The organism is Streptococcus oralis subsp. dentisani, from assembly GCF_007475365.1.
Lineage (GTDB): Bacteria > Bacillota > Bacilli > Lactobacillales > Streptococcaceae > Streptococcus > Streptococcus mitis_AX.
Window position 1 is genome coordinate 1879285 of the sequence record NZ_CP034442.1, and the last position, 20520, is coordinate 1899804.

Annotated in this window: 21 protein-coding genes; 11 read left to right on the forward strand and 10 right to left on the reverse strand. The window is 41.9% G+C overall.

Annotated elements, in window-relative coordinates:
• The first annotated feature begins 2 nt into the window (after window positions 1-2).
• The 6 genes from cysS (at window position 3) to dtd (ending at window position 6663) form a co-directional block, all read left to right on the forward strand.
• A complete protein-coding gene (gene cysS, locus EJF26_RS09510) occupies window positions 3-1346 on the forward strand; it encodes a cysteine--tRNA ligase (RefSeq protein WP_000591112.1) in 1344 nt (447 codons plus the stop codon).
• Entirely contained in the window at window positions 1339-1725 is a 387-nt protein-coding gene (locus EJF26_RS09515; RefSeq protein ID WP_000567906.1) for a Mini-ribonuclease 3, read from the forward strand. The genes cysS and EJF26_RS09515 overlap by 8 nt, the downstream gene beginning before the upstream one ends.
• A 2-nt stretch (window positions 1726-1727) precedes the next feature.
• Complete coding sequence (locus EJF26_RS09520; protein ID WP_000879851.1) at window positions 1728-2597, forward strand: helix-turn-helix domain-containing protein; 870 nt, start codon at window positions 1728-1730, stop codon at window positions 2595-2597.
• A 113-nt stretch (window positions 2598-2710) separates the two neighbouring features.
• Entirely contained in the window at window positions 2711-3841 is a 1131-nt protein-coding gene (locus EJF26_RS09525; protein ID WP_000229945.1) for an ABC transporter ATP-binding protein, read from the forward strand.
• Between the two features lie 143 nt (window positions 3842-3984).
• Entirely contained in the window at window positions 3985-6201 is a 2217-nt protein-coding gene (locus EJF26_RS09530) for a RelA/SpoT family protein (RefSeq protein ID WP_001123773.1), read from the forward strand.
• Between the two features lie 18 nt (window positions 6202-6219).
• Complete coding sequence (gene dtd / locus EJF26_RS09535) at window positions 6220-6663, forward strand: D-aminoacyl-tRNA deacylase (RefSeq protein WP_000707051.1); 444 nt, start codon at window positions 6220-6222, stop codon at window positions 6661-6663.
• A 30-nt stretch (window positions 6664-6693) separates the two neighbouring features.
• Here the strand turns inward: dtd and EJF26_RS09540 are convergent, their stop codons facing one another.
• The 6 genes from EJF26_RS09540 to EJF26_RS09565 all read right to left on the reverse strand — a co-directional run bounded on the left by EJF26_RS09540 (window position 6694) and on the right by EJF26_RS09565 (window position 11084).
• Window positions 6694-7107: a hypothetical protein gene (locus EJF26_RS09540; RefSeq protein ID WP_000732778.1), complete on the reverse strand. Its 414-nt coding sequence runs from the start codon at window positions 7105-7107 to the stop codon at window positions 6694-6696.
• 107 nt (window positions 7108-7214) lie between these two features.
• Window positions 7215-7865: a metal-dependent transcriptional regulator gene (locus tag EJF26_RS09545; protein WP_000188546.1), complete on the reverse strand. Its 651-nt coding sequence runs from the start codon at window positions 7863-7865 to the stop codon at window positions 7215-7217.
• 83 nt (window positions 7866-7948) lie between these two features.
• Entirely contained in the window at window positions 7949-8443 is a 495-nt protein-coding gene (gene tpx, locus EJF26_RS09550) for a thiol peroxidase (protein ID WP_000206540.1), read from the reverse strand.
• Window positions 8444-8560: 117 nt separating this feature from the next.
• Window positions 8561-9490, reverse strand: coding sequence for a metal ABC transporter substrate-binding protein (locus EJF26_RS09555; protein ID WP_000733075.1), 930 nt, complete (start codon window positions 9488-9490; stop codon window positions 8561-8563).
• A 26-nt stretch (window positions 9491-9516) separates the two neighbouring features.
• Entirely contained in the window at window positions 9517-10365 is an 849-nt protein-coding gene (locus tag EJF26_RS09560; protein WP_000559800.1) for a metal ABC transporter permease, read from the reverse strand.
• Window positions 10362-11084 (reverse strand): metal ABC transporter ATP-binding protein, encoded by a 723-nt coding sequence (locus EJF26_RS09565; protein WP_000618098.1) that lies wholly within the window; start codon window positions 11082-11084, stop codon window positions 10362-10364. The genes EJF26_RS09560 and EJF26_RS09565 overlap by 4 nt, the downstream gene beginning before the upstream one ends.
• Window positions 11085-11319: 235 nt before the next feature.
• Here EJF26_RS09565 and EJF26_RS09570 point away from each other — a divergent pair, with 235 nt between their 5' ends.
• A complete protein-coding gene (locus EJF26_RS09570) occupies window positions 11320-13212 on the forward strand; it encodes a M13 family metallopeptidase (protein ID WP_000199243.1) in 1893 nt (630 codons plus the stop codon).
• A 38-nt stretch (window positions 13213-13250) separates the two neighbouring features.
• On the opposite strand, the gene EJF26_RS09575 is transcribed toward EJF26_RS09570, so the two are convergent.
• The 4 genes from EJF26_RS09575 to EJF26_RS09590 all read right to left on the reverse strand — a co-directional run bounded on the left by EJF26_RS09575 (window position 13251) and on the right by EJF26_RS09590 (window position 16580).
• The gene (locus EJF26_RS09575; protein ID WP_000690828.1) at window positions 13251-13880 is read right to left on the reverse strand and encodes an MBL fold metallo-hydrolase; all 630 of its coding nucleotides are present in this window, start codon (window positions 13878-13880) and stop codon (window positions 13251-13253) included.
• Between the two features lie 84 nt (window positions 13881-13964).
• Complete coding sequence (locus tag EJF26_RS09580; protein ID WP_001273836.1) at window positions 13965-15038, reverse strand: DUF2974 domain-containing protein; 1074 nt, start codon at window positions 15036-15038, stop codon at window positions 13965-13967.
• Window positions 15039-15149: 111 nt separating this feature from the next.
• Entirely contained in the window at window positions 15150-15926 is a 777-nt protein-coding gene (locus EJF26_RS09585) for a ferredoxin reductase domain-containing protein (protein ID WP_025168948.1), read from the reverse strand.
• An 84-nt stretch (window positions 15927-16010) separates the two neighbouring features.
• Window positions 16011-16580, reverse strand: coding sequence for a TetR/AcrR family transcriptional regulator (locus EJF26_RS09590; RefSeq protein ID WP_125844437.1), 570 nt, complete (start codon window positions 16578-16580; stop codon window positions 16011-16013).
• Window positions 16581-16899: 319 nt separating this feature from the next.
• On the opposite strand from EJF26_RS09590, the gene EJF26_RS09595 reads away from it, so the two are divergent.
• From EJF26_RS09595 to EJF26_RS09610, 4 genes are all read left to right on the forward strand, one after another.
• Entirely contained in the window at window positions 16900-17577 is a 678-nt protein-coding gene (locus tag EJF26_RS09595) for a response regulator transcription factor (protein ID WP_000548970.1), read from the forward strand.
• Window positions 17570-18544 carry a sensor histidine kinase gene (locus EJF26_RS09600; protein ID WP_000887932.1) on the forward strand — a complete coding sequence of 325 codons (975 nt, stop codon included), beginning with the start codon at window positions 17570-17572 and terminating at the stop codon, window positions 18542-18544. Before EJF26_RS09595 ends, EJF26_RS09600 begins: the two co-directional genes overlap by 8 nt.
• A 212-nt stretch (window positions 18545-18756) precedes the next feature.
• Window positions 18757-19266: an FtsX-like permease family protein gene (locus EJF26_RS09605; RefSeq protein ID WP_004245951.1), complete on the forward strand. Its 510-nt coding sequence runs from the start codon at window positions 18757-18759 to the stop codon at window positions 19264-19266.
• Between the two features lie 188 nt (window positions 19267-19454).
• A complete protein-coding gene (locus tag EJF26_RS09610; protein WP_000197797.1) occupies window positions 19455-20504 on the forward strand; it encodes a DUF389 domain-containing protein in 1050 nt (349 codons plus the stop codon).
• The last annotated feature ends 16 nt before the right edge of the window (window positions 20505-20520 follow it).

Consider the following 20520-nt stretch of genomic DNA (forward strand, 5'->3'; position numbering starts at 1 on the left):
GCATGATTAAAATTTACGACACCATGTCTCGTGATTTGCGAGAATTTGTCCCAATCGAGGACGGCAAGGTCAAGATGTATGTTTGTGGGCCAACTGTATACAACTATATCCATGTCGGCAATGCCCGCTCAACAGTAGCCTTTGATACCATTCGTCGCTACTTTGAATACCGTGGCTACGAAGTTGCCTATATTTCCAATTTCACGGATGTGGATGATAAGATTATCAATCGCGCAAGGGAAGAAGGCATCACGCCTCAGGAGATTGCGGACAAGTATATCGCGGCCTTTCGTGAGGACGTGACTGCCTTGGGTGTCAAGCCTGCGACTCGCCATCCGCGTGTAGTCGAGTTTATGGCTAACATTATCCGCTTTGTGGAAGACTTGATTGAAAAAGGCTATGCCTATGAGAGTCAGGGGGATGTCTATTTCCGCGTCGAAAAGTCTCACGATTATGCCAAATTAGCCAACAAAACCTTGGCAGACTTGGAGTTGGGTGCTTCTGGTCGGACAGATGAGGAGACCGCCCGTAAGGAAAATCCAGTGGACTTTGCTCTCTGGAAGGCAGCTAAGCCAGGTGAGATTTTCTGGGACAGTCCTTGGGGACATGGTCGCCCAGGCTGGCATATCGAGTGTTCGGTCATGTCGACAGAGATTCTAGGTGATACTATTGATATCCACGGTGGTGGAGCCGACCTTGAATTTCCACACCATACCAACGAAATTGCCCAGTCAGAAGCTAAAACAGGTAAGACCTTTGCCAACTACTGGATGCACAATGGCTTTGTCAACATCGATAATGTCAAGATGTCCAAGTCTTTGGGTAACTTTATTACTGTACATGATGCCCTCAAAACTATTGATGGGCAAGTACTTCGTTTCTTCTTTGCTACTCAGCATTACCGCAAGCCAATCAACTTTACGGAAAAAGCTGTGCGTGATGCCGAGACTAATCTCAAATATCTGAAGAACACTTACGAGCAACCATTTTCTGGGACTGTAGATATTCAAGAGTTACAAGCCTTTAAAGATAAGTTTGTTGCAGCTATGGATGAGGACTTTAACGCTGCCAATGGTATCACAGTTGTCTTTGAAATGGCCAAATGGATCAACTCTGGCAACTATGATGCAAGTGTTAAGAAATCTCTTGCGGCTATGTTAGAGGTCTTTGGTATTGTCTTTGTTGAGGAAGTTTTGGATGCAGAGATCGAAGCCTTGATCCAAAAACGACAAGAAGCGCGTGCCAATCGTGACTTTGCGACAGCAGACCAAATCCGAGATCAACTGGCTGCTCAAGGGATTAAGCTCCTTGACACCAAAGATGGAGTGAGGTGGACACGTGATTGATGTCAATCTCATTAATGGGATTGCGCTAGCCTTTGAAGGAGATGCGGTTTATTCCATGTATATTCGCCGTCACCTCATCCTAAAAGGTATGACCAAACCCAATAAACTTCACCAAGAGGCGACCAAGTATGTCTCAGCCAAGGCTCAGGCTCGTCTGATTGCCCTCATGTTGGAGGAGCATGTCTTGACGGAAAAGGAAGAAGAAATCTATAAACGAGGTCGCAATACCAATAGTCATACAAAGGCTAAAAATGCTGATGTGGTGACTTACCGCATGTCTACAGGTTTTGAAGCAGTCATGGGCTATCTTCATCTGACTGAAAATATAGAGCGCTTAGAAACCTTAATCTCTTGGTGTATCCAAAAAGTGGAGGAGTAGAAATGCTTGCAAAAGAACTACAGGACTGGTTTCCTGAGGCTCAGATTTCAGATCAGCCAGTAGAGAAACCAGGCTATCTCACTCTCCCTTTAGCCTCTCAGCAGTGGATTTTACTGGAGGAAGCTGGGCTCAGCGAGCGTGAAAAGCAGCTGGTTGCCCTTTTGACTCAGCAGGAGCAGGCTCGTTCACTCAATCCTTGGTATCCCTATCTGATTGAGGGGAAGGGGCAGGCACCGCAAGCTTTCAAAAAGATTCAGCTGGCTTATTGCCATCTTTCCTATTTCCAACAGGAAAATCTATCCTCTTGGCTAGACATGATGCGGACTCTTTTTCCCAACTGCCAAACAGTGCTACAGGTCGGGGCTCAGGATTATGTTTTCGTGCTTCAACAAGATAAGTACACCTCTGTACGATCAATTTTATCTGATACGATTGAAGCAGTTGAGTATGACTTTGGTCTTCGTCTGTCTATCATGTTGGGGCAGGTGTGGTTTCAGACAGGCCCTCAAGCCCTATCAGACTTGATCAAAGCAGAGCGAGACTTGTTTAAGACTTGGTGGCGTCAGGGTCACCAAGGTGTTCATGCTTTTTCACAGCTCTATCTTTGGAGTATGGGAGAAAGACTAGTGGACCTGAGGGTCATTAAAGAATGCCTGCACCAGATGATCTTGGATCAGGATCAGATTCAGGAAATCATTCTCTCCCTTTGGGAAAATAGTGCTGTCTTAACTAAAACAGCCCAGCAACTCTATCTGCATCGCAATTCTCTCCAATACAAGATTGACAAATGGGAAGAATTGACAGGACTGCAGTTGAAGGAGTTGACGGATCTCACCTTGTGTTATCAGTTGATTTTACCAGATATTCTCTAAAGTTTTGTGCAAGTTGCACAGAACTTTTTAATTTTTTTAGTCACCTTGCCATAGAAATGTAAAGCGTTTTCATCTATAATAAAACTATCAAAAGACAGAAGGAGTTCACCTCGATGGTAGAATTAAATCTTAAAAACATCTACAAAAAATATCCAAACAGCGAACACTACTCAGTTGAAGACTTCAACTTGGACATCAAAGACAAAGAATTTATCGTTTTCGTAGGTCCTTCAGGATGTGGTAAATCAACAACTCTTCGTATGATTGCTGGTCTTGAAGACATCACAGAAGGTACTGCATCTATCGATGGCGTGGTTGTCAATGACGTAGCTCCAAAAGACCGTGACATCGCTATGGTATTCCAAAACTACGCTCTTTATCCACACATGACTGTGTATGACAACATGGCTTTCGGTTTGAAATTGCGTAAATACAGCAAGGAAGACATCGATAAACGTGTGCAAGAAGCAGCAGCAATCCTTGGTTTGAAAGAATTCTTGGATCGTAAACCTGCTGACCTTTCAGGTGGTCAACGTCAACGTGTTGCCATGGGTCGTGCCATCGTCCGTGATGCAAAAGTATTCTTGATGGACGAACCTTTGTCAAACTTGGATGCCAAACTTCGTGTATCTATGCGTGCTGAAATTGCGAAAATCCACCGCCGTATCGGAGCTACAACTATCTACGTAACTCACGACCAAACAGAAGCAATGACTCTTGCTGACCGTATCGTTATCATGTCAGCAACTAAGAACCCTGCTGGTACAGGTACTATCGGACGTGTTGAACAAATCGGTACACCTCAAGAAGTTTACAAAAACCCAGTTAACAAGTTCGTTGCAGGATTCATCGGAAGCCCAGCTATGAACTTCATCAACGTGAAATTGGTTGGTAGCGAAATTGTTTCTGACGGTTTCCGCTTGAAAGTTCCAGAAGGTGCTTTGAAAGTTCTTCGTGAAAAAGGCTACGAAGGAAAAGAATTGATCTTCGGTATTCGTCCAGAAGATGTGAATGCAGAACCTGCTTTCCTTGAAACATTCCCAGAATCAGTTGTCAAAGCTACTATTTCAGTATCAGAATTGCTTGGTTCAGAATCTCACCTTTACTGCCAAGTTGGTAAAGATGAATTTGTTGCAAAAGTGGATGCTCGTGACTACTTGCAAACAGGTGCAACGGTTGAACTTGGATTCGACTTGAACAAAGCACACTTCTTCGATGTAGAAACTGAAAAAACAGTTTACTAAGATAAATAAAATAACAAAGCACTGCAGAGTCTCTCTTGCAGTGTTTTTCTTTTAATTGCTTAGGCTAGGCATGAAAACAGGCTTTTCTAGTTTTAATATTCTTAAAAAAGTGATAAAATGGTAGGAAGAATTGGAGAGAATAGATGCCGAAAGAAGTGAATTTGACGGGCGATGAGGTTGTCGCTTTAACGCAAAAATATTTATCGAAAGAAGATGTTGCTTTTGTACATAAAGCCTTGGTTTACGCAGTTGAATGCCATAGTGGTCAGTATCGTAAATCTGGCGAGCCCTATATTATTCATCCCATTCAGGTGGCAGGGATTTTAGCTAAGCTCAAGCTAGATGCTGTGACAGTTGCCTGTGGTTTTTTGCATGACGTAGTTGAGGATACGGATACGACCTTGGATGATTTAGAGCAAGAGTTTGGTCATGATGTTCGCATTATTGTTGATGGGGTGACTAAGCTTGGTAAGGTCGAGTACAAATCAATTGAGGAGCAATTAGCGGAAAATCACCGCAAGATGCTTATGGCCATGTCTGAGGATATTCGCGTTATCTTGGTTAAACTATCTGACCGCTTGCATAACATGAGAACACTTAACCACCTGCGAAAAGACAAGCAGGAGCGCATTTCCAGAGAAACCATGGAAATCTATGCACCGCTTGCTCATCGTCTGGGGATTTCCAGCGTCAAGTGGGAGTTGGAAGACCTATCCTTCCGTTACCTCAATCCGACCGAGTTTTACAAGATCACTCACATGATGAAAGAAAAACGCAGAGAGCGTGAGGCTTTGGTCGATGAAGTCGTGACAAAGTTGGAGGAGTACACTTCCGAACGCAATCTAAAAGGGAAAATCTATGGCCGTCCCAAGCATATCTACTCTATCTATCGCAAGATGCAGGATAAAAAGAAACGCTTCGAGGAAATCTATGACCTGATTGCTATTCGCTGTATCTTAGATACCCAGAGTGATGTCTATGCCATGCTGGGCTATGTGCATGAACTTTGGAAACCCATGCCAGGTCGCTTCAAAGATTATATTGCTAACCGTAAGGCCAATGGTTACCAGTCTATCCATACGACTGTCTATGGACCAAAAGGCCCGATTGAATTCCAGATTCGTACCAAGGAAATGCACGAAGTGGCTGAGTACGGGGTTGCGGCTCACTGGGCTTATAAAAAAGGAATCAAGGGGCAGGTCAACAGCAAAGAATCAGCTATCGGGATGAACTGGATCAAGGAAATGATTGAGTTGCAAGACCAGGCTGATGATGCCAAGGAATTTGTGGATTCTGTTAAGGAAAACTACCTAGCTGAGGAGATTTACGTCTTTACCCCAGATGGGGCTGTACGTTCCCTTCCAAAAGATTCAGGCCCGATTGACTTTGCCTATGAAATTCATACCAAAGTCGGTGAAAAAGCAACTGGTGCCAAGGTCAATGGCCGTATGGTTCCTCTGACAACCAAGCTTAAGACAGGGGATCAGGTTGAAATTATCACCAACCCCAACTCCTTTGGCCCGAGTCGTGACTGGCTCAACATGGTTAAGACTAGCAAGGCACGCAACAAGATTCGCCAGTTCTTTAAAAATCAAGACAAGGAATTGTCTGTTAATAAGGGACGCGAACTGCTGATTAATCAACTCCAAGAGAATGGCTATGTGGCTAATAAGTATATGGACAAGCGGCACATGGACCAAGTCCTTCAAAAGACCAGCTACAAGACAGAAGAATCCCTCTTTGCGGCCATTGGTTTTGGAGAAATCAGTGCTATTACTGTCTTTAACCGTCTGACTGAAAAGGAACGCCGTGAGGAGGAACGTGCCAAGGCTAGGGCTGAAGCAGAAGAGCTTGTCAAAGGCGGCGAGGTCAAGGTTGAAAACAAAGAAACCCTCAAGGTTAAGCATGAGGGCGGTGTCATTATTGAAGGTGCCTCAGGTCTCTTGGTTCGGATTGCTAAGTGTTGTAATCCCGTGCCTGGTGACGATATTGTCGGCTACATTACCAAGGGGCGTGGTGTGGCCATTCACCGCGTGGACTGTATGAACCTTCGCGCCCAAGAAAACTACGAGCAACGTCTCCTTGATGTGGAATGGGAAGACCAATACTCAAGCAAGGAATATATTGCTCACATCGATATCTACGGCCTCAACCGTACAGGTCTCTTAAATGATGTTCTGCAAGTTCTTTCCAACACAACTAAGAATATCTCAACCGTTAATGCCCAACCAACCAAGGATATGAAATTTGCCAATATCCATGTGTCCTTTGGAATCTCAAATCTCTCTACACTGACCACAGTCGTGGATAAGATTAAGAGTGTGCCAGAGGTCTACTCTGTCAAACGGACCAATGGCTAAGATCTAGAAAGGATTTTTATGAAAATCGTCGTTCAACGAGTTAAGAAAGCTCAAGTGAGTATTGAAGGTCAGGTTCAGGGAAAAATCAATCAGGGGCTCTTATTGTTGGTCGGAGTAGGACCAGAGGACCAAGAGGAAGATCTGGACTATGCTGTCCGAAAGCTCGTCAACATGCGAATTTTTTCTGATGCAGAAGGCAAGATGAATCTGTCTGTTAAGGATATTGAGGGCGCAATTCTTTCTATTTCTCAGTTTACCCTCTTTGCAGATACCAAGAAAGGCAATCGTCCCGCCTTTACAGGTGCAGCCAAGCCTGATATGGCATCAGATTTCTATGATGCTCTCAATCAAAAGCTAGCGCAAGAAGTGCCCGTTCAGACAGGCATCTTTGGAGCGGATATGCAGGTTGAGCTGGTCAATGACGGACCAGTCACCATTATCCTTGATACTAAAAATAGATAAGAAAACCAAGTCAGTCGGCTTGGTTTTTGTTTATAGACACTCCCAGAAAGAGATATGTTTGTTGTAAAAGTCGGGATAGTTTTCTCTTAGGTGACTAGCCGTTATATAATAAAAAGTAGAATGACAGGAAGTAAAGACTGGAGTAAGAGAGTAGAAATGTTGAGGGCCAGTGATGGCTAAAAAGACAAATAATAGAAGGTCAACTGAGAGAATCTCTAAGTAATAAAGGCGAATTTTTTTGTTCATCTGAGGATAAATCTCTGAGAAATGTTTTTTGAGTCGGAAGACCAAGCGAGACAGCAGTAGTCCCTGAGCAAGGATGAAAATGAAGCCAGAGAGTAAGAGCCAGTCCCAAGATGTCTCGGGTCTAGTGGTAGAAAATGCAAATAGTAGCAAATCGGAGAGTGCAATGGCTGCGAAGTGTATTCTAAAGAGTTTTTTCATAGGAAGACCTCCCTCTTTTATCTAGCTTCATTCTACACCAAACGAATGGGACTTACAAGCAAAATAACAAAAAATCCCTGAAATGAACTTCTTTCAGGGATAAGGGGTTAGTTGATTTTTTCGACATAGAGTTGTTTGGCGATATCCATACTAACTTGGAGGTCTTCGTCTTTGTTGACTAGAGTAAAGCTATTGGAAAAGCCATCAAACTGCTTGACTTGGAGTTGATCACCGATATGAATTGCGTGCTTTTCTAAATATTTGAGTAGTTCAAAGCTATCATGAACGCGAGTCAGAAGATAGGATCCAGCTTCCTGGACGGCTGCTAGTGGCAGGTTATTGATTTCAACCAAGAGTTCTCCCTCGGCTGGTATGGTTCCACCGTGGGGACAGGTTTGAGGGAAGCCAAGCAGTTTATCCAATCTCTTTACAAATAGGTCAGAGACAGTGTGCTCTAAGACCTCAGCTTCTTCGTGGATTTGATCGCTGGTATAGTCGAGATGGTGAACTAGAAAGACTTCAATCAAACGGTGTTTACGATAGAGCTCAGAGACCAGTTTGAGGCCAATATCTGTCAATAGGTAGCCATTCTCTTTATCCTTGAGGATGAGATTTTCACTTTTCATGCGTTTGATCATCTCTGTTACGGCAGGTGGAGAGACCTGCATACGGGCAGCAATTTCTTTATTGGTGATTTTCTGCATCTCCGTACCGATTTCATAAATACATTTTAGGTAGTCTTCTTTATTTGGCGTCATTCGTTCCCTCTTGTCTTTTCTCTCCATCTAGTATATCAAAAAAAGCTAGATTTCTCTAGCCTTCTGCCGTAATGGCTTTGATTTTAGTCCAGTTCTTTAACAGCGGCAATGGCAGGTTCAAAGTTTGGCTCCGTGTTGATATTGTCAACGTATTCTACATAACGGATGATATTGTCAGCATCGAGAACAAAGACGGCACGTGCAAGGAGATGCCATTCGTTGATCAAGAGAGCATAATCACGTCCGAAAGAATGGTCAAAGTAGTCTGAAAGCATAATGGCATTCTCAAGACCTTCAGCCCCACACCAGCGTCCTTGGGCAAATGGTAGGTCCATAGAAACGGTAAGAACGACGGTGTTGTCAAGGTTGGCAAGTTCCTGGTTGAATCGACGTGTTTGCGTTGAGCAGATACCAGTATCGATAGAAGGGACAACACTCAAGACTTTTTTCTTTCCATCAAAGTCAGCTAGCGTTTTTTTAGAGAGATCGGTTGTAGTGAGGGAAAAGTCGAGTGCCTTGTCTCCGACTTGCAGTTGTTTACCTGTAAAAGTTACAGGATTTCCGAGAAAAGTGGTCATAAATTACTCCATTCTTTTTTCTTTTATTTTACCGAGAATTGTCAGATTTTTCCAATGATTTGACCGGAAAGTGAAAACAAAAAACGCCAATTCGGTGAGAATGACGTTTTTAATGGATTATTTTGACAAACCTTCAGCAATCTTGTCAAGGTTGTATTTCATCATGTTGTAGTAGCTGTCACCTTCTTTACCTTCTTCAGCAATTGAGTCAGTAAAGATTTGTGCGTAAATTGGAATATTTGTGTCTTGTGAAACAGTCTTCATTGGACGGTCATCGACACTTGATTCAACAAAGAGTGATGGAACTTTTGTTTGGCGAAGCTTTTCAACCAAGGTCTTGATTTGTTCAGGTGTTCCTTCTTCTTCTGTGTTGATTTCCCAGATGTAGGCACTTGGAACTCCGTAAGCTTTAGAGAAGTATTTGAAGCATCCTTCGCTGGTTACGATGAGTTTTTTCTCAGCAGGGATATTGTTAAATTTCTCTTTGGCTTCCTTGTCCAGTTTGTCTAGCTTTTCAGTATAGTCTTTGAGATTTTTTTCGTAGAACTCCTTGTTGCTAGGGTCTTTTGCAATCAACTGTTTAGCGATATTTTTAGCATAAATCATTCCATTTTCAAGGTTGAGCCAAGCGTGTGGATCTTCTTTGCCTTTTTCATTTTGACCTTCGAGGTAGATGATTTCTACACCGTCGCTAACTGCAAAGTAGTCTTTGTTTTCAGTTTTCTTGGCATTTTCGACCAATTTGGTAAACCAAGCATTGCCACCTGTTTCAAGGTTGATACCGTTATAGAAAATCAAGTCAGCTTGAGAGGTTTTCTTAACGTCTTCAGGAAGTGGTTCGTATTCGTGCGGGTCTTGACCAACAGGAACGATACTGTGAAGATCAATCTTGTCACCAGCGATATTTTTGGTAATATCAGCGATGATTGAGTTTGTAGCAACAACTTTCAGTTTTTGACCAGAAGCTGCATCTTTTTTTCCGCTAGCACATGCTACAAGTGCAATGACGGAAAGAAAGAGTACAAGCAATGTACCTAATTTTTTCATTAGATTCCTCCAGAAGGGTTTCCCCGTTATTTAATGATTTTTTTGTTTTTCAGTTTCAAGTATCGTTGCTTAGGAGAGATAAAGAAACTGATTAGAAAGAAGCTGGCGGATGTGAGCACGATGCTCGATCCTGCTGCGAGATTGAAACTATAGCCGATAAAGAGTCCCACAACAGAAGCGGTTGCCCCTAGGGTTGATGAAAGGAAAATCATACTCTTTAGGCTATTAGCATAAAGGTAAGCCGTCGCGGCTGGAGTGATTAGCATGGCCACGATAAGAATGGTTCCAACACTTTGCATTGCGGTGACAGACACAAGGGTCAAGAGCACCATGAGCAGATAGTGGTAGAAATTAACGGGCATTCCCATGGCCTTAGCCAGAAGCTCGTCAAAGGATGTAATCAATAGTTGTTTAAAGAAAATCCCGATAATCAAGAGAATGACTGCGCCCACACCAATGGTAATCCACATGTCCGTATCTTGGACAGCGAGGATATTCCCAAAAAGGATATGAAAGAGGTCTGTCGAACTCTTGGCAACACTAATCAAGATGACACCTAAGGCTAAGAAAGATGAAAAGGTAATACCAATGGCAGTGTCACTCTTGATAATAGAGTTTCCCTTGATGTAGGTAATGATGATGGAAGCCATCAAGCCAAAGATGATGGCTCCAATAAAGAAATCAATTCCCAGGATAAAGGAAAGGGCTACGCCGGGCAAAACTGCGTGAGAGATGGCATCCCCCATGAGAGACATCCCACGTAGGATGATAAAACATCCCACAGCTCCAGCAACAACTCCGATGACAATAGCTGTTATCAAGGCGTTTTGTAGGAAATGGAAATTTTGCAATCCATTGATAAATTCTGCTATCATAGGTCACCTCCATTGAAAAAGAGTTTGCTACCGTAGGCCTTTTTGAGATTGACCTCGGTAAAGGTTTCTTCGGTCGGACCAAGGTCTATTAATTCTCGATTGAGAAGCAAAACTTGGTCGAAATAATGGGGGACTTTGCTGAGGTCATGATGGACGATGAGAACTGTTTTACCAGATTTTTTTAGGTCTCTCAGCGTATTCATGATAATCTCTTCACTGATCGAGTCAATCCCGACAAAAGGCTCATCTAGAAAGATGTAGTCAGCTTCCTGCACTAGGCAGCGGGCAATCAAAACACGTTGGAATTGTCCTCCTGAGAGCTGGCTGATTTGGCGATCAGCATAGTCTGAGAGTCCAACGATTTCAAGTGCTTCTGCCACTTTTTTCCAGTGGCTGGCCTTTAAAGTGTGGAAGAGCGGGATGGATGGATAGAGTCCCAGAGAGACACATTCCTTGACCTTGATAGGGAAATTGTAGTCGATATGGATTTTTTGCTCGACATAGGCAACTCGATTTAAAGATTTCTTGACTTCTTTGTCGTCGAGAAAGGCCTGACCTTCATGTGGGATAATTCCTAACATACCTTTTAATAAAGTTGATTTTCCAGCACCATTTGGACCAATAATTCCGGTAATAGTTGGTCCGTGGAGCACTAGTGAGATATCCTTTAGTGCCAGCGTTTCTTTGTAGGAGACGCTGAGGTGTTCAATACGTATCATAACAAATTCCTCCCTCCTGTATTTTAATATACATTAAAAAAAAAATTAAGTCAAGTTAATTTTTGAAAAATTTAAAATAATCTAGTCTTTTAATTTATTTTAAATAGTGAAAGCGATGCCATTTTATCATCTTGAAATAAAGAATGATAGACGAGGGTAAGTCATATTTTTAATTGCATTCCCAAGTGTTTTTTGCTAAGCTAGGAATAAGTGAAAATATGAAAGCGAGAACAAGATGACACGTTATCAAGACGATTTTTATGATGCAATCAATGGCGAATGGGAAAAAACAGCTGTGATTCCAGCTGATAAATCTCGAACAGGTGGTTTTATTGACCTTGATGAGGAAATTGAAGAGTTGATGCTAGCGACTACGGACAAGTGGTTGGTAGGTGAGGATATCCCAGAGGATGCTATCCTCGCCAACTTTGTTAAGTACCATCGCATGGTACGTGATTTTGACAAAAGAGAAGCAGATGGGATCAAGCCTGTCCTTTCTCTACTTAAGGAATACCAAGATTTGGAGAGTTTTGCAGATTTTACCAGCAAACTAGCAGCGTTTGAACTAGCTGGTAAACCAAACTTCTTGCCATTTGGTGTTTCACCAGACTTTATGGATGCCAGAACCAATGTTCTCTGGGCAAGTGCACCAGGGACGATTTTGCCAGATACGACTTACTATGCTGAAGACCATCCTCAACGTGAGGAGTTGCTAGGTTTGTGGAAGGAAAGTACCACAAATCTTCTCAAAGCCTATGATTTTTCAGATGAGGAAATCGCAGACTTATTAGAGAAACGATTGGAATTGGACCGTCGCATTGCGGCTGTGGTGCTTTCTAACGAAGAAAGTTCAGAATATGCCAAACTCTACCATCCATACGCTTATGAAGATTTCAAGAAATTTGCCCCTGCCCTACCTCTAGATGACTTCTTCCAAGCAGTTCTTGGACAAACTCCAGATAAGGTTATCGTAGACGAGGAACGTTTCTGGCAAGCAGCAGACCAATTCTATAGTGAAGAAGCATGGCCTTTGCTCAAGGCAACCTTGATTTTGGCTGTGGTGAATCTTTCAACTAGCTATCTCACAGATGAGATTCGTGTCTTGTCAGGTGCTTATGGACGTGCCCTTTCAGGTGTTCCAGAAGCTCAGGACAAGGTCAAGGCGGCTTATCACTTGGCTCAAGGTCCTTTCAAGCAAGCTCTCGGTCTCTGGTATGCGCATGAAAAATTCTCTCCAGAAGCTAAGGCAGACGTAGAGAAAAAAGTAGCGACCATGATTGATGTTTACAAGGAACGCTTGGCTAAGAACGACTGGCTCACACCTGAAACGCGTGACAAGGCCATTGTCAAACTCAATGTCATCAAGCCTTATATCGGTTATCCAGAGGAATTGCCAGAACGCTACAAGGACAAGGTAGTGGATGAAACAGCCAGCCTCTTTGAGAATGCCCTAGCCTTTGCGTGTGTGGAAATCAAGCACAGCTGGAGCAAGTGGAACCAGCCGGTTGATTACAAGGAGTGGGGAATGCCAGCTCACATGGTTAATGCCTACTACAATCCTCAGAAGAACTTGATTGTCTTTCCAGCTGCTATCTTACAGGCGCCTTTCTATGACTTGCATCAGTCGTCTTCGGCTAACTACGGTGGTATTGGTGCGGTTATTGCCCACGAGATTTCTCATGCCTTTGACACAAATGGCGCGTCCTTTGATGAAAATGGTAGTCTCAAGGATTGGTGGACAGAGAGTGACTATGCTGCCTTTAAAGAAAAAACGCAGAAAGTTATCGACCAATTTGATGGCCAAGAATCTAACGGCGCAAGTATCAACGGAAAACTAACCGTATCAGAAAACGTTGCCGACTTGGGAGGAATTGCTGCAGCCCTTGAAGCTGCCAAGAGAGAACCAGACTTCTCTGCTGAAGAATTCTTCCACAACTTTGCTCGTATCTGGCGTATGAAAGGCCGTCCTGAGTTGATGAAACTCATGGCCAGTGTCGATGTGCACGCGCCTGCCAAACTCCGTGTTAATGTCCAAGTACCAAACTTCGATGACTTCTTTACAACATACGATGTCAAAGAAGGCGATGGTATGTGGCGTTCACCAGAGGACCGTGTGATTATTTGGTAAGACAAAAACCAAGGAAATTTTCCTTGGTTTTTTGCTTGCTAGAAAAAGGGATTAAAAGTCTTTTCGTGAGCGATAGTCGTAGCTGGACCATGCCCAGGATAGACATCGTAGTTAGGAAGAGTAAAGAGTTGCGTCTGAATGCTATGGAGGAGTTGTTCCGTGCTACCGGTAGGAAGATCGGTCCGTCCGATGGTTTCTCGGAATAGAGCATCTCCCGTCAAGACTAGATGAGCATCAGGAAAGACCAGAGAAACACCGCCAATAGAGTGGCCAGGTGTTGGCAATACTGTAAAACGGAATTCTTCGATCCAGTATTCCTCGTTAAAGACATAGGTGTGCTCAGCTGGTTTGCAGACGACATCCTCCATATCGTCGTGTCGTGGGAGGCCAGAGAGATTGTCTACAGGAGTGTAGAGCCAGCTGGCTTCACTTTCTGCGACGTAGACTGGGGGATTTCCAAAAGTATCTCTGACCAAGTCAAGGCTCATAATATGGTCGTAGTGGGTGTGGGTCAAGAGAATTGCACAGATGGGTTTGTTGATTTTTTCGATAGTTTTGCGAATAGCTTCCCAATGGCTACCAGGGTCGACCACAATCAGGTGTTGGTCCCCCTCTATGTAGTAGGTATTTTCATAGGCAACGGGATTCACGGTTTTATGGATTTTCATAGGATTTCCTCTCTCAAAGAATGTACTGATACCAGTATAACACAGAAGAGAGGGCTTAGGGTATCAGAAGGTCTTTTTCCTACCTTAACGATTTTTCCAAGCTTGGTAGCGGGTGTCGATCAAGAGTTGGGTTAGGCGTCCCATGGTTTCTTTTTCTTCGGGAGTGAGGGATTGAGCTTGGACAAAGAGATGGTGAATGTGTTCAATGACCTTGAAGGAAGAAAGATCGTTGATAGAGGAGATACCTGCATCAAGAATGATTCCAAAAAAGAGGTCGAAGTAGAGCTGCAGTTCCTCGTCAGGAACTGTTTCAACCCATTCCTTGAAAGTAGTATCGACTTGTTGGCTGTCACTATTGGTCTCATCCAGTTGGACAAAGTGTTTGTTTTCAACCTGCCAACTAAAGGTGTCGTGCTGGGCAATACCACCAAGGGCAGTGCTTCGAACGACGATTTTCTTATCAGGGATTTCCAGCATCATCCCGATGATAGAACCTTGTGGGACAAATACTTTCGTTCTTTCCATCATGTTTTGATAGCCAGCTGTTTCTGTCAGTTCCTTGTGAAGTCCGGGCGCATCAAAAGTATAGACAGCGACAATGTTTTTCTGTAAGTTTGGATCAAGTTGACTGGCAGCATAGACGGCTAGATTGCCCCCTTTTGAGTGCCCTGCCAGGATAACCTTTTGGTTGGGATGTTGGGCAAAAAAGTCCTGTAAATACTGGAGAGCATGTTTTTGAGCTGGAATTTCCTTCATATAGGTCATATGGAAATCTTCTTTCCAACCGATGATACTGTCATCAGTTCCACGAAAAACAAGCAAATAGGTATCGAGACTGATACGATAAGTCATGGCTGCAAACTGTTTTTGCAATTCAGGATCGATATCGTTGATAAAGTCTGAGAGCTTGCAATTTTTAAACCGTTTGTGTTGAACGAGCTGATCCAATAACTGGAGACGGTTTTTATTGGTCAACATAGTCGTTTCTCTAGGGATTTGAGGTGCTAGTTCTATGAGACGCTTTGGTTCTTGGGCAACTACATCATCAAAAGCAAGGTAGGTTAATTCAGTCAGGGCAAGAACATCTAACTCGTTCACGGGGAGGTCATAAAAGGAATCGTATGCTATATCATTCAGGTAGTCAAAAATATTGGCCATAAAAGCTCCTTTCTCTATGTCTATCCTATCACATTTACCAAGAATTAGCTAGTAGACTTGTTCGAATGACCTAGTAGGGTTTGATTGAAATACATAGAAGACAGATTGCTCCTATTTCAAACCTCTAAACGAGCTTACTTGTATATTTTTGCTATCGACTCCATTTTCCTTTAAAAAATTCTTCATCTCATTTACATCATCAGGCTGACCTGTGATGAGATAGCTGGCTTGATTGCCGTATTCATCAATAGCACGTTTTAAAAATTCTTGACTTTGAGAAAGTTCATCGTTAGTTTTATAAGTAAAATTCGGTATTTTTTGAGCCAGTTCTTTCATCTCATTATCGAAAATAGTAACTCCTTTGTCAAAATGATTGAGTATAATCGGGCATTTACCAGCCCACTCTTTGATAAGGGGGCGTAGAGCAGAAATGCCGACATCAGATGCAAAGCAAACTAGTGGCTTATTCGTATCTTTAACAGTCAAAGAGGAATCCAGCCAACTCATCTCAATCTCACTGCCAGCCGGTAAATGTGTCAAGGTGTTCTTAAAGTTGCTACCACTATTATGAGTCAAAATGAGAATTTCATCTTCATCAGGTGTGGAGGCAATGGTTAGCCATCGACTGGTTTGCTCTCCCTTAGCTTCATATTTACTAGCAGTAGACGAGGTATCAGGGAGTGTAAACTTAGCATAAGCCCCAGCTTTCCAGATTTGATGACTCGGTTTTGTGATATGAATTAAATATAGATCTCCGATGGGGTTTTCGATGGATTTTATCGATAATGTCTGGCTTCGTCCAAGATAAGCGATGGCACCCCAAGTTATAAGGATTAGGACTCCAAGTGTAGATAGAATGATAATGAACATTTTTTTACCTCTTTTCATTTTTTATGACCCCTGTTCTTAATTTTATGAATGAACTTGAAGAAAATTCATTCATTTTTTTCAAAAAATAAAGAAATCCATTCTTTATTTTAGAACTCCTTTAATGAAGTTGGTTGCAAGTATTTCAACAGTTTTACCAATATTTGGAAAATCTTTTTCTGTGATATGCATATCCATATAGTAAAACAGATTATAAACCTGTAAAATATCTTGAATCTTTTCTGGCGAGTACCCTTCAGCCTGCATACGATTTGTAAAAGTTTTAACTAGAAACTGATGAAATGGATTTGCGACTTTGCCTTCTTCCGAGGAATAGTAGCTGTGCAACTCATCTGCTATGGCAGGATTGTACCATTCTGCAAGGATTTTATTGGAAGAAACGAGAGTTCTGGACTGAGCAAAGAGTTGAGCAATGAGGTCGATCATGTCAATTTCCCAATCCAGTTCTTCGATCATAGCTTGGCGTGCACGGTTGTTTTCATCTATATAGATGTCTAGAAAAATAGCTTCTTTACTCTCGTAATAGTTATAAAAAGAGCCGACTGCCACACCAGCTTGCCTAGCAATTTCTGAAATCCCTGTCGCCTTGTAACCTTTTTTCGAAAAAACTTCATAGGCCGCTGTCTTTAAAGCTTGTTTTTTGTCCAATCTGATTTAGCCTCCTTTGTTTTATGAATGAATAAATTATTTTGTTCATTCACATTTTAACAAATCCTAGCTGGCTTGTCAATAAGAAGGCTAGATCTATTAAATAAGTGAAAGAAATGCTAACTAAATGAATACAAAAAGGAAAAATAGGATAAGGCTGGAACTATAGTTAAAAATAAGGTATGATATCAATGGGATTATTCTCTATTTAGCTATCGTTTCCTAATTTGGATTTGAAAAATAGATAGCCAAATAGTTGAGATACTAATCCATAGATTTTTTATTAGGGTATTTGATATTTTGAACAAGAGTAAAGGAGGAGCGCATGCACAAAATTTTACTAGTAGAGGATGACCAAGTCATTCGGCAACAAGTTGGGAAATTGCTCTCTGAGTGGGGATTTGAGATCGTTTTGGTAGAAGACTTTATGGAAGTGCTGAGTTTATTTGTCCAGTCGGAACCTCATTTGGTCCTCATGGATATTGGTTTGCCACTTTTTAATGGTTATCACTGGTGTCAGGAGATTCGTAAGATTTCCAAGGTGCCCATTATGTTTCTGTCTTCGAGAGATCAGGCTATGGATATCGTCATGGCGATCAATATGGGAGCGGATGACTTTGTGACCAAGCCTTTTGACCAGCAGGTCCTTTTGGCTAAGGTTCAGGGCTTATTACGCCGTTCCTATGAGTTTGGGCGGGATGAAAGTTTGCTAGAGTATGCAGGTGTGATTCTCAATACCAAGTCTATGGATCTGCACTATCAAGGTGAAGTCCTGAGCCTAACCAAGAATGAATTTCAAATTTTGCGGGTTTTGTTTGAACATGCGGGCAATATCGTGGCGCGTGATGACCTGATGCGGGAACTCTGGAACAGCGACTTTTTTATCGACGACAATACCCTGTCTGTTAATGTTGCTCGTTTGCGCAAAAAGCTTGAGGAACAAGGCTTGGCAGGCTTTATCGAAACCAAGAAAGGGATAGGATACGGACTGAAACATGCTTGATTGGAAACTATTTTTTCTAGCCTATCTGCGTTCTCGTAGTCGCATCTTTATCTATATTTTTTCGTTGGGTTTTCTTGTCCTACTCTTTCAGTTTCTGTTTGCTAGTCTAGGATCTTATTTTCTTTATTTTTTGCTGCTCAGTAGTTTTTTGACCTTCCTATTTTTGGCTTGGGATATATTTGCAGAAGCTCAGGTTTATCGACAGGAAGTACTCTATGCTGAGCGAGACCCCAAGTCTCCTCTGGAATGTGCGCTAGCAGAAAAGCTCGAAGAGCGTGAATCTGAATTATATCAAAAGAAGTCTGAAGCGCAGAGTAAGCTGACGGATTTGCTTGATTACTACACCTTATGGGTTCACCAGATCAAGACGCCCATTGCGGCTAGTCGCCTTTTAGTAGCAGAAGTCTCTGATCGGGAGGTCAAGCAGCAACTGGAACAGGAAATTTTCAAGATTGACTCCTATACCAATCTGGTGTTGCAGTATCTTCGTTTAGAAAGCTTCCACGATGACTTGGTATTTGAAAAGGTCCAAGTGGAGGACTTGGTCAAGGAGATGGTTCGTAAGTACGCTCTTTTCTTTATCCAGAAGGGACTAACAGTCAATCTACATAATCTCGACAAAACCATCGTGACCGATAAGAAGTGGTTGTTGGTCGTCATTGAACAAATCCTCTCAAACAGCCTCAAATACACCAAGGAAGGTGGACTAGAGATTTATATGGAGGGTCAGGAGCTCTGTATCAAGGATACGGGGATTGGGATTAAAAACAGTGATGTACTCCGAGTCTTTGAACGTGGTTTTTCAGGCTACAATGGTCGCCTGACCCAGCAGTCATCTGGACTTGGACTCTACCTATCCAAGAAAATTTCTGAAGAACTTGGCCACCAGATTCGTATCGAGTCTGAGGTCGGGACAGGAACGACAGTAAGAATCAAGTTTGCCGATATAAATCTGAGAATTGAGTGAGCATAATAGATAAGAGCCCAGGATAAGACAACTGGGCTTTTCTACCTTTAACTGTGTATCCTAGTAAATTATTTGCTTGGGCGTTTCCGGTTAAAAAATAAAAATCAACCAGACTTTGTGAAAGGTCATCTACAAAATCAAGCTATTCTTTTAACATCAGACTATAATTATCTAGTCGTATCCAATCTTCAATCCTTCCTAAGAACTGGTGGGTGCAACATCAAAATGCAGAAATTACTAGTGAACTCGCTGGTGGGATGGATGTGACTGTAAGCGAAGAGGGACAGTTGAAACTAGCTGATGATTATCCAGACTGTCTTAATAAATCGATATTACGTTTTGAAGATCAGGCTAGTCTTGTTTACGGCTCTGTTCGAGCAATTACCAGTGAGCAAATCAATGAGATTTTTGGTGAGTTCTTCTTTATCGGTATCTTCCTTTTTATTATTTTTATGGTTGGTGCAGTATTAATTATCCACTATAAACAAATCTCTGAGGGATATGAAGATCACGAACGCTTTATCATCTTGAAAAGGGTAGGTCCTGATCAAAAGCAGATCAAGCAAACCATTAACAAGCAAATCTTGACCGTTTTCTTTCTTCCTGTAATTTTTGCCTTCCTCCATTTGGCCTTTTCTTATCATATGCTTAGTTTGATTCTCAAGGTCATTGAAGTAGTTGATGCGACCATGATGTTAACGATAATCTTACCTATCTGTTAAATTGATAGATTTCTTCAGAGAAAGACTGTAAAATTTTTGATATAATGTTAAGGATAGACTGACGGATGCTTAAAGGATAATTTTCAAAAACATAACAGGTGAGAATTAAAAATATGTAAGATTGAACAGAAGTCTCTCTACCATCATCCAAGCAGAAACAAGATTATATGAAATAAAAGGAGTAACCAATGACCAGAAATTATTCAACACGTGAATATCGTGAGAAATTATATGATGATCTTCATGTTCGATTAAGAGATACAGTGATTTTGATGTGTGCGATTTTTATTGCCTCTATAGGTTTAAATATGAATTCAACAGCTGTCATTATTGGAGCCATGCTGATTTCCCCTCTTATGACATCGATTGTTGGACTCGGATTTGGTTTAGCTATTTTTGATATGCGTTTAATCAAGCAATCTCTAGAGGTTTTATTTACTCAAGTATTGGTCAGTTTGCTTGTCTCGACTTTATATTTCTGGATTTCCCCCTTATCTTATGCAAGTAGCGAGTTGATTGCACGAACCTCTCCAACCATTTGGGATGTTCTCATTGCTATTGCTGGTGGGATAGCAGGTGTAATTGGGTCACGGAAAAAAGAAGCAAACAATATCGTGCCAGGAGTAGCCATTGCAACAGCTCTGATGCCACCTATCTGTACTGCAGGATATGGTTTAGCTAACGGGAATGTACGATTTTTATTTGGGGCTCTCTATCTTTTCTTGATCAACTGTGTCTTTATCATGCTAGCCAACATTATTGGAACAAGAATTTTGATGAGAAAATCTCCCTTAAGTTCATTTAAAGAGCTAAACATTAAAATGAAAATTGGCTTGATATCCTTGATTGTATTATTGGTTCTTCCAGCCAGTTATTCAGCAGTCACTCTGACGATAGATCAAGCGCGAAAAGAAGGAATCAAACAGTTTGTAGCAAAAGAGTTCGCTAATCACACGGTCATTAATCAAGTCTACAAGTCAAGGAACAATGAATTGGTCTTAACGGTTGTTGGAGATCCGATTTCAGAAGAAAAATTAGAAACGCTCCATCAAAAACAAGCCTCTTACGGTATTCAATCTGTTCAATTAAAAGTCAATCAAGTCCATAATTCGATAAAATTAGATAGTGAGATGACCAAGGAATTTTATGAAAACATTAACAAGTATATCAATCAAAAACTCTCTGAAAAAGATTCACAAAAAGATCTCGTAAAAGAAAATGAAGCAGACAAGGATTGAGGATATTGAACTTATC

Bases quoted from the DNA above. Each gene is read 5' to 3' on its own strand.
- EJF26_RS09540 (WP_000732778.1), bottom strand. From the start codon at position 7,107: ATGAAAAAACTCTTTAGAATACACTTCGCAGCCATTGCACTCTCCGAT.
- tpx (WP_000206540.1), bottom strand. From the start codon at position 8,443: ATGACCACTTTTCTCGGAAATCCTGTAACTTTTACAGGTAAACAACTG.
- EJF26_RS09520 (WP_000879851.1), top strand. From the start codon at position 1,728: ATGCTTGCAAAAGAACTACAGGACTGGTTTCCTGAGGCTCAGATTTCA.
- EJF26_RS09560 (WP_000559800.1), bottom strand. From the start codon at position 10,365: ATGATAGCAGAATTTATCAATGGATTGCAAAATTTCCATTTCCTACAA.
- EJF26_RS09545 (WP_000188546.1), bottom strand. From the start codon at position 7,865: ATGACGCCAAATAAAGAAGACTACCTAAAATGTATTTATGAAATCGGT.
- EJF26_RS09530 (WP_001123773.1), top strand. From the start codon at position 3,985: ATGCCGAAAGAAGTGAATTTGACGGGCGATGAGGTTGTCGCTTTAACG.
- EJF26_RS09570 (WP_000199243.1), top strand. From the start codon at position 11,320: ATGACACGTTATCAAGACGATTTTTATGATGCAATCAATGGCGAATGG.
- EJF26_RS09610 (WP_000197797.1), top strand. From the start codon at position 19,455: ATGACCAGAAATTATTCAACACGTGAATATCGTGAGAAATTATATGAT.
- EJF26_RS09580 (WP_001273836.1), bottom strand. From the start codon at position 15,038: ATGGCCAATATTTTTGACTACCTGAATGATATAGCATACGATTCCTTT.
- EJF26_RS09585 (WP_025168948.1), bottom strand. From the start codon at position 15,926: ATGAAAAGAGGTAAAAAAATGTTCATTATCATTCTATCTACACTTGGA.
- EJF26_RS09595 (WP_000548970.1), top strand. From the start codon at position 16,900: ATGCACAAAATTTTACTAGTAGAGGATGACCAAGTCATTCGGCAACAA.
- EJF26_RS09555 (WP_000733075.1), bottom strand. From the start codon at position 9,490: ATGAAAAAATTAGGTACATTGCTTGTACTCTTTCTTTCCGTCATTGCA.
- dtd (WP_000707051.1), top strand. From the start codon at position 6,220: ATGAAAATCGTCGTTCAACGAGTTAAGAAAGCTCAAGTGAGTATTGAA.
- EJF26_RS09600 (WP_000887932.1), top strand. From the start codon at position 17,570: ATGCTTGATTGGAAACTATTTTTTCTAGCCTATCTGCGTTCTCGTAGT.
- EJF26_RS09575 (WP_000690828.1), bottom strand. From the start codon at position 13,880: ATGAAAATCCATAAAACCGTGAATCCCGTTGCCTATGAAAATACCTAC.
- EJF26_RS09525 (WP_000229945.1), top strand. From the start codon at position 2,711: ATGGTAGAATTAAATCTTAAAAACATCTACAAAAAATATCCAAACAGC.
- EJF26_RS09565 (WP_000618098.1), bottom strand. From the start codon at position 11,084: ATGATACGTATTGAACACCTCAGCGTCTCCTACAAAGAAACGCTGGCA.
- cysS (WP_000591112.1), top strand. From the start codon at position 3: ATGATTAAAATTTACGACACCATGTCTCGTGATTTGCGAGAATTTGTC.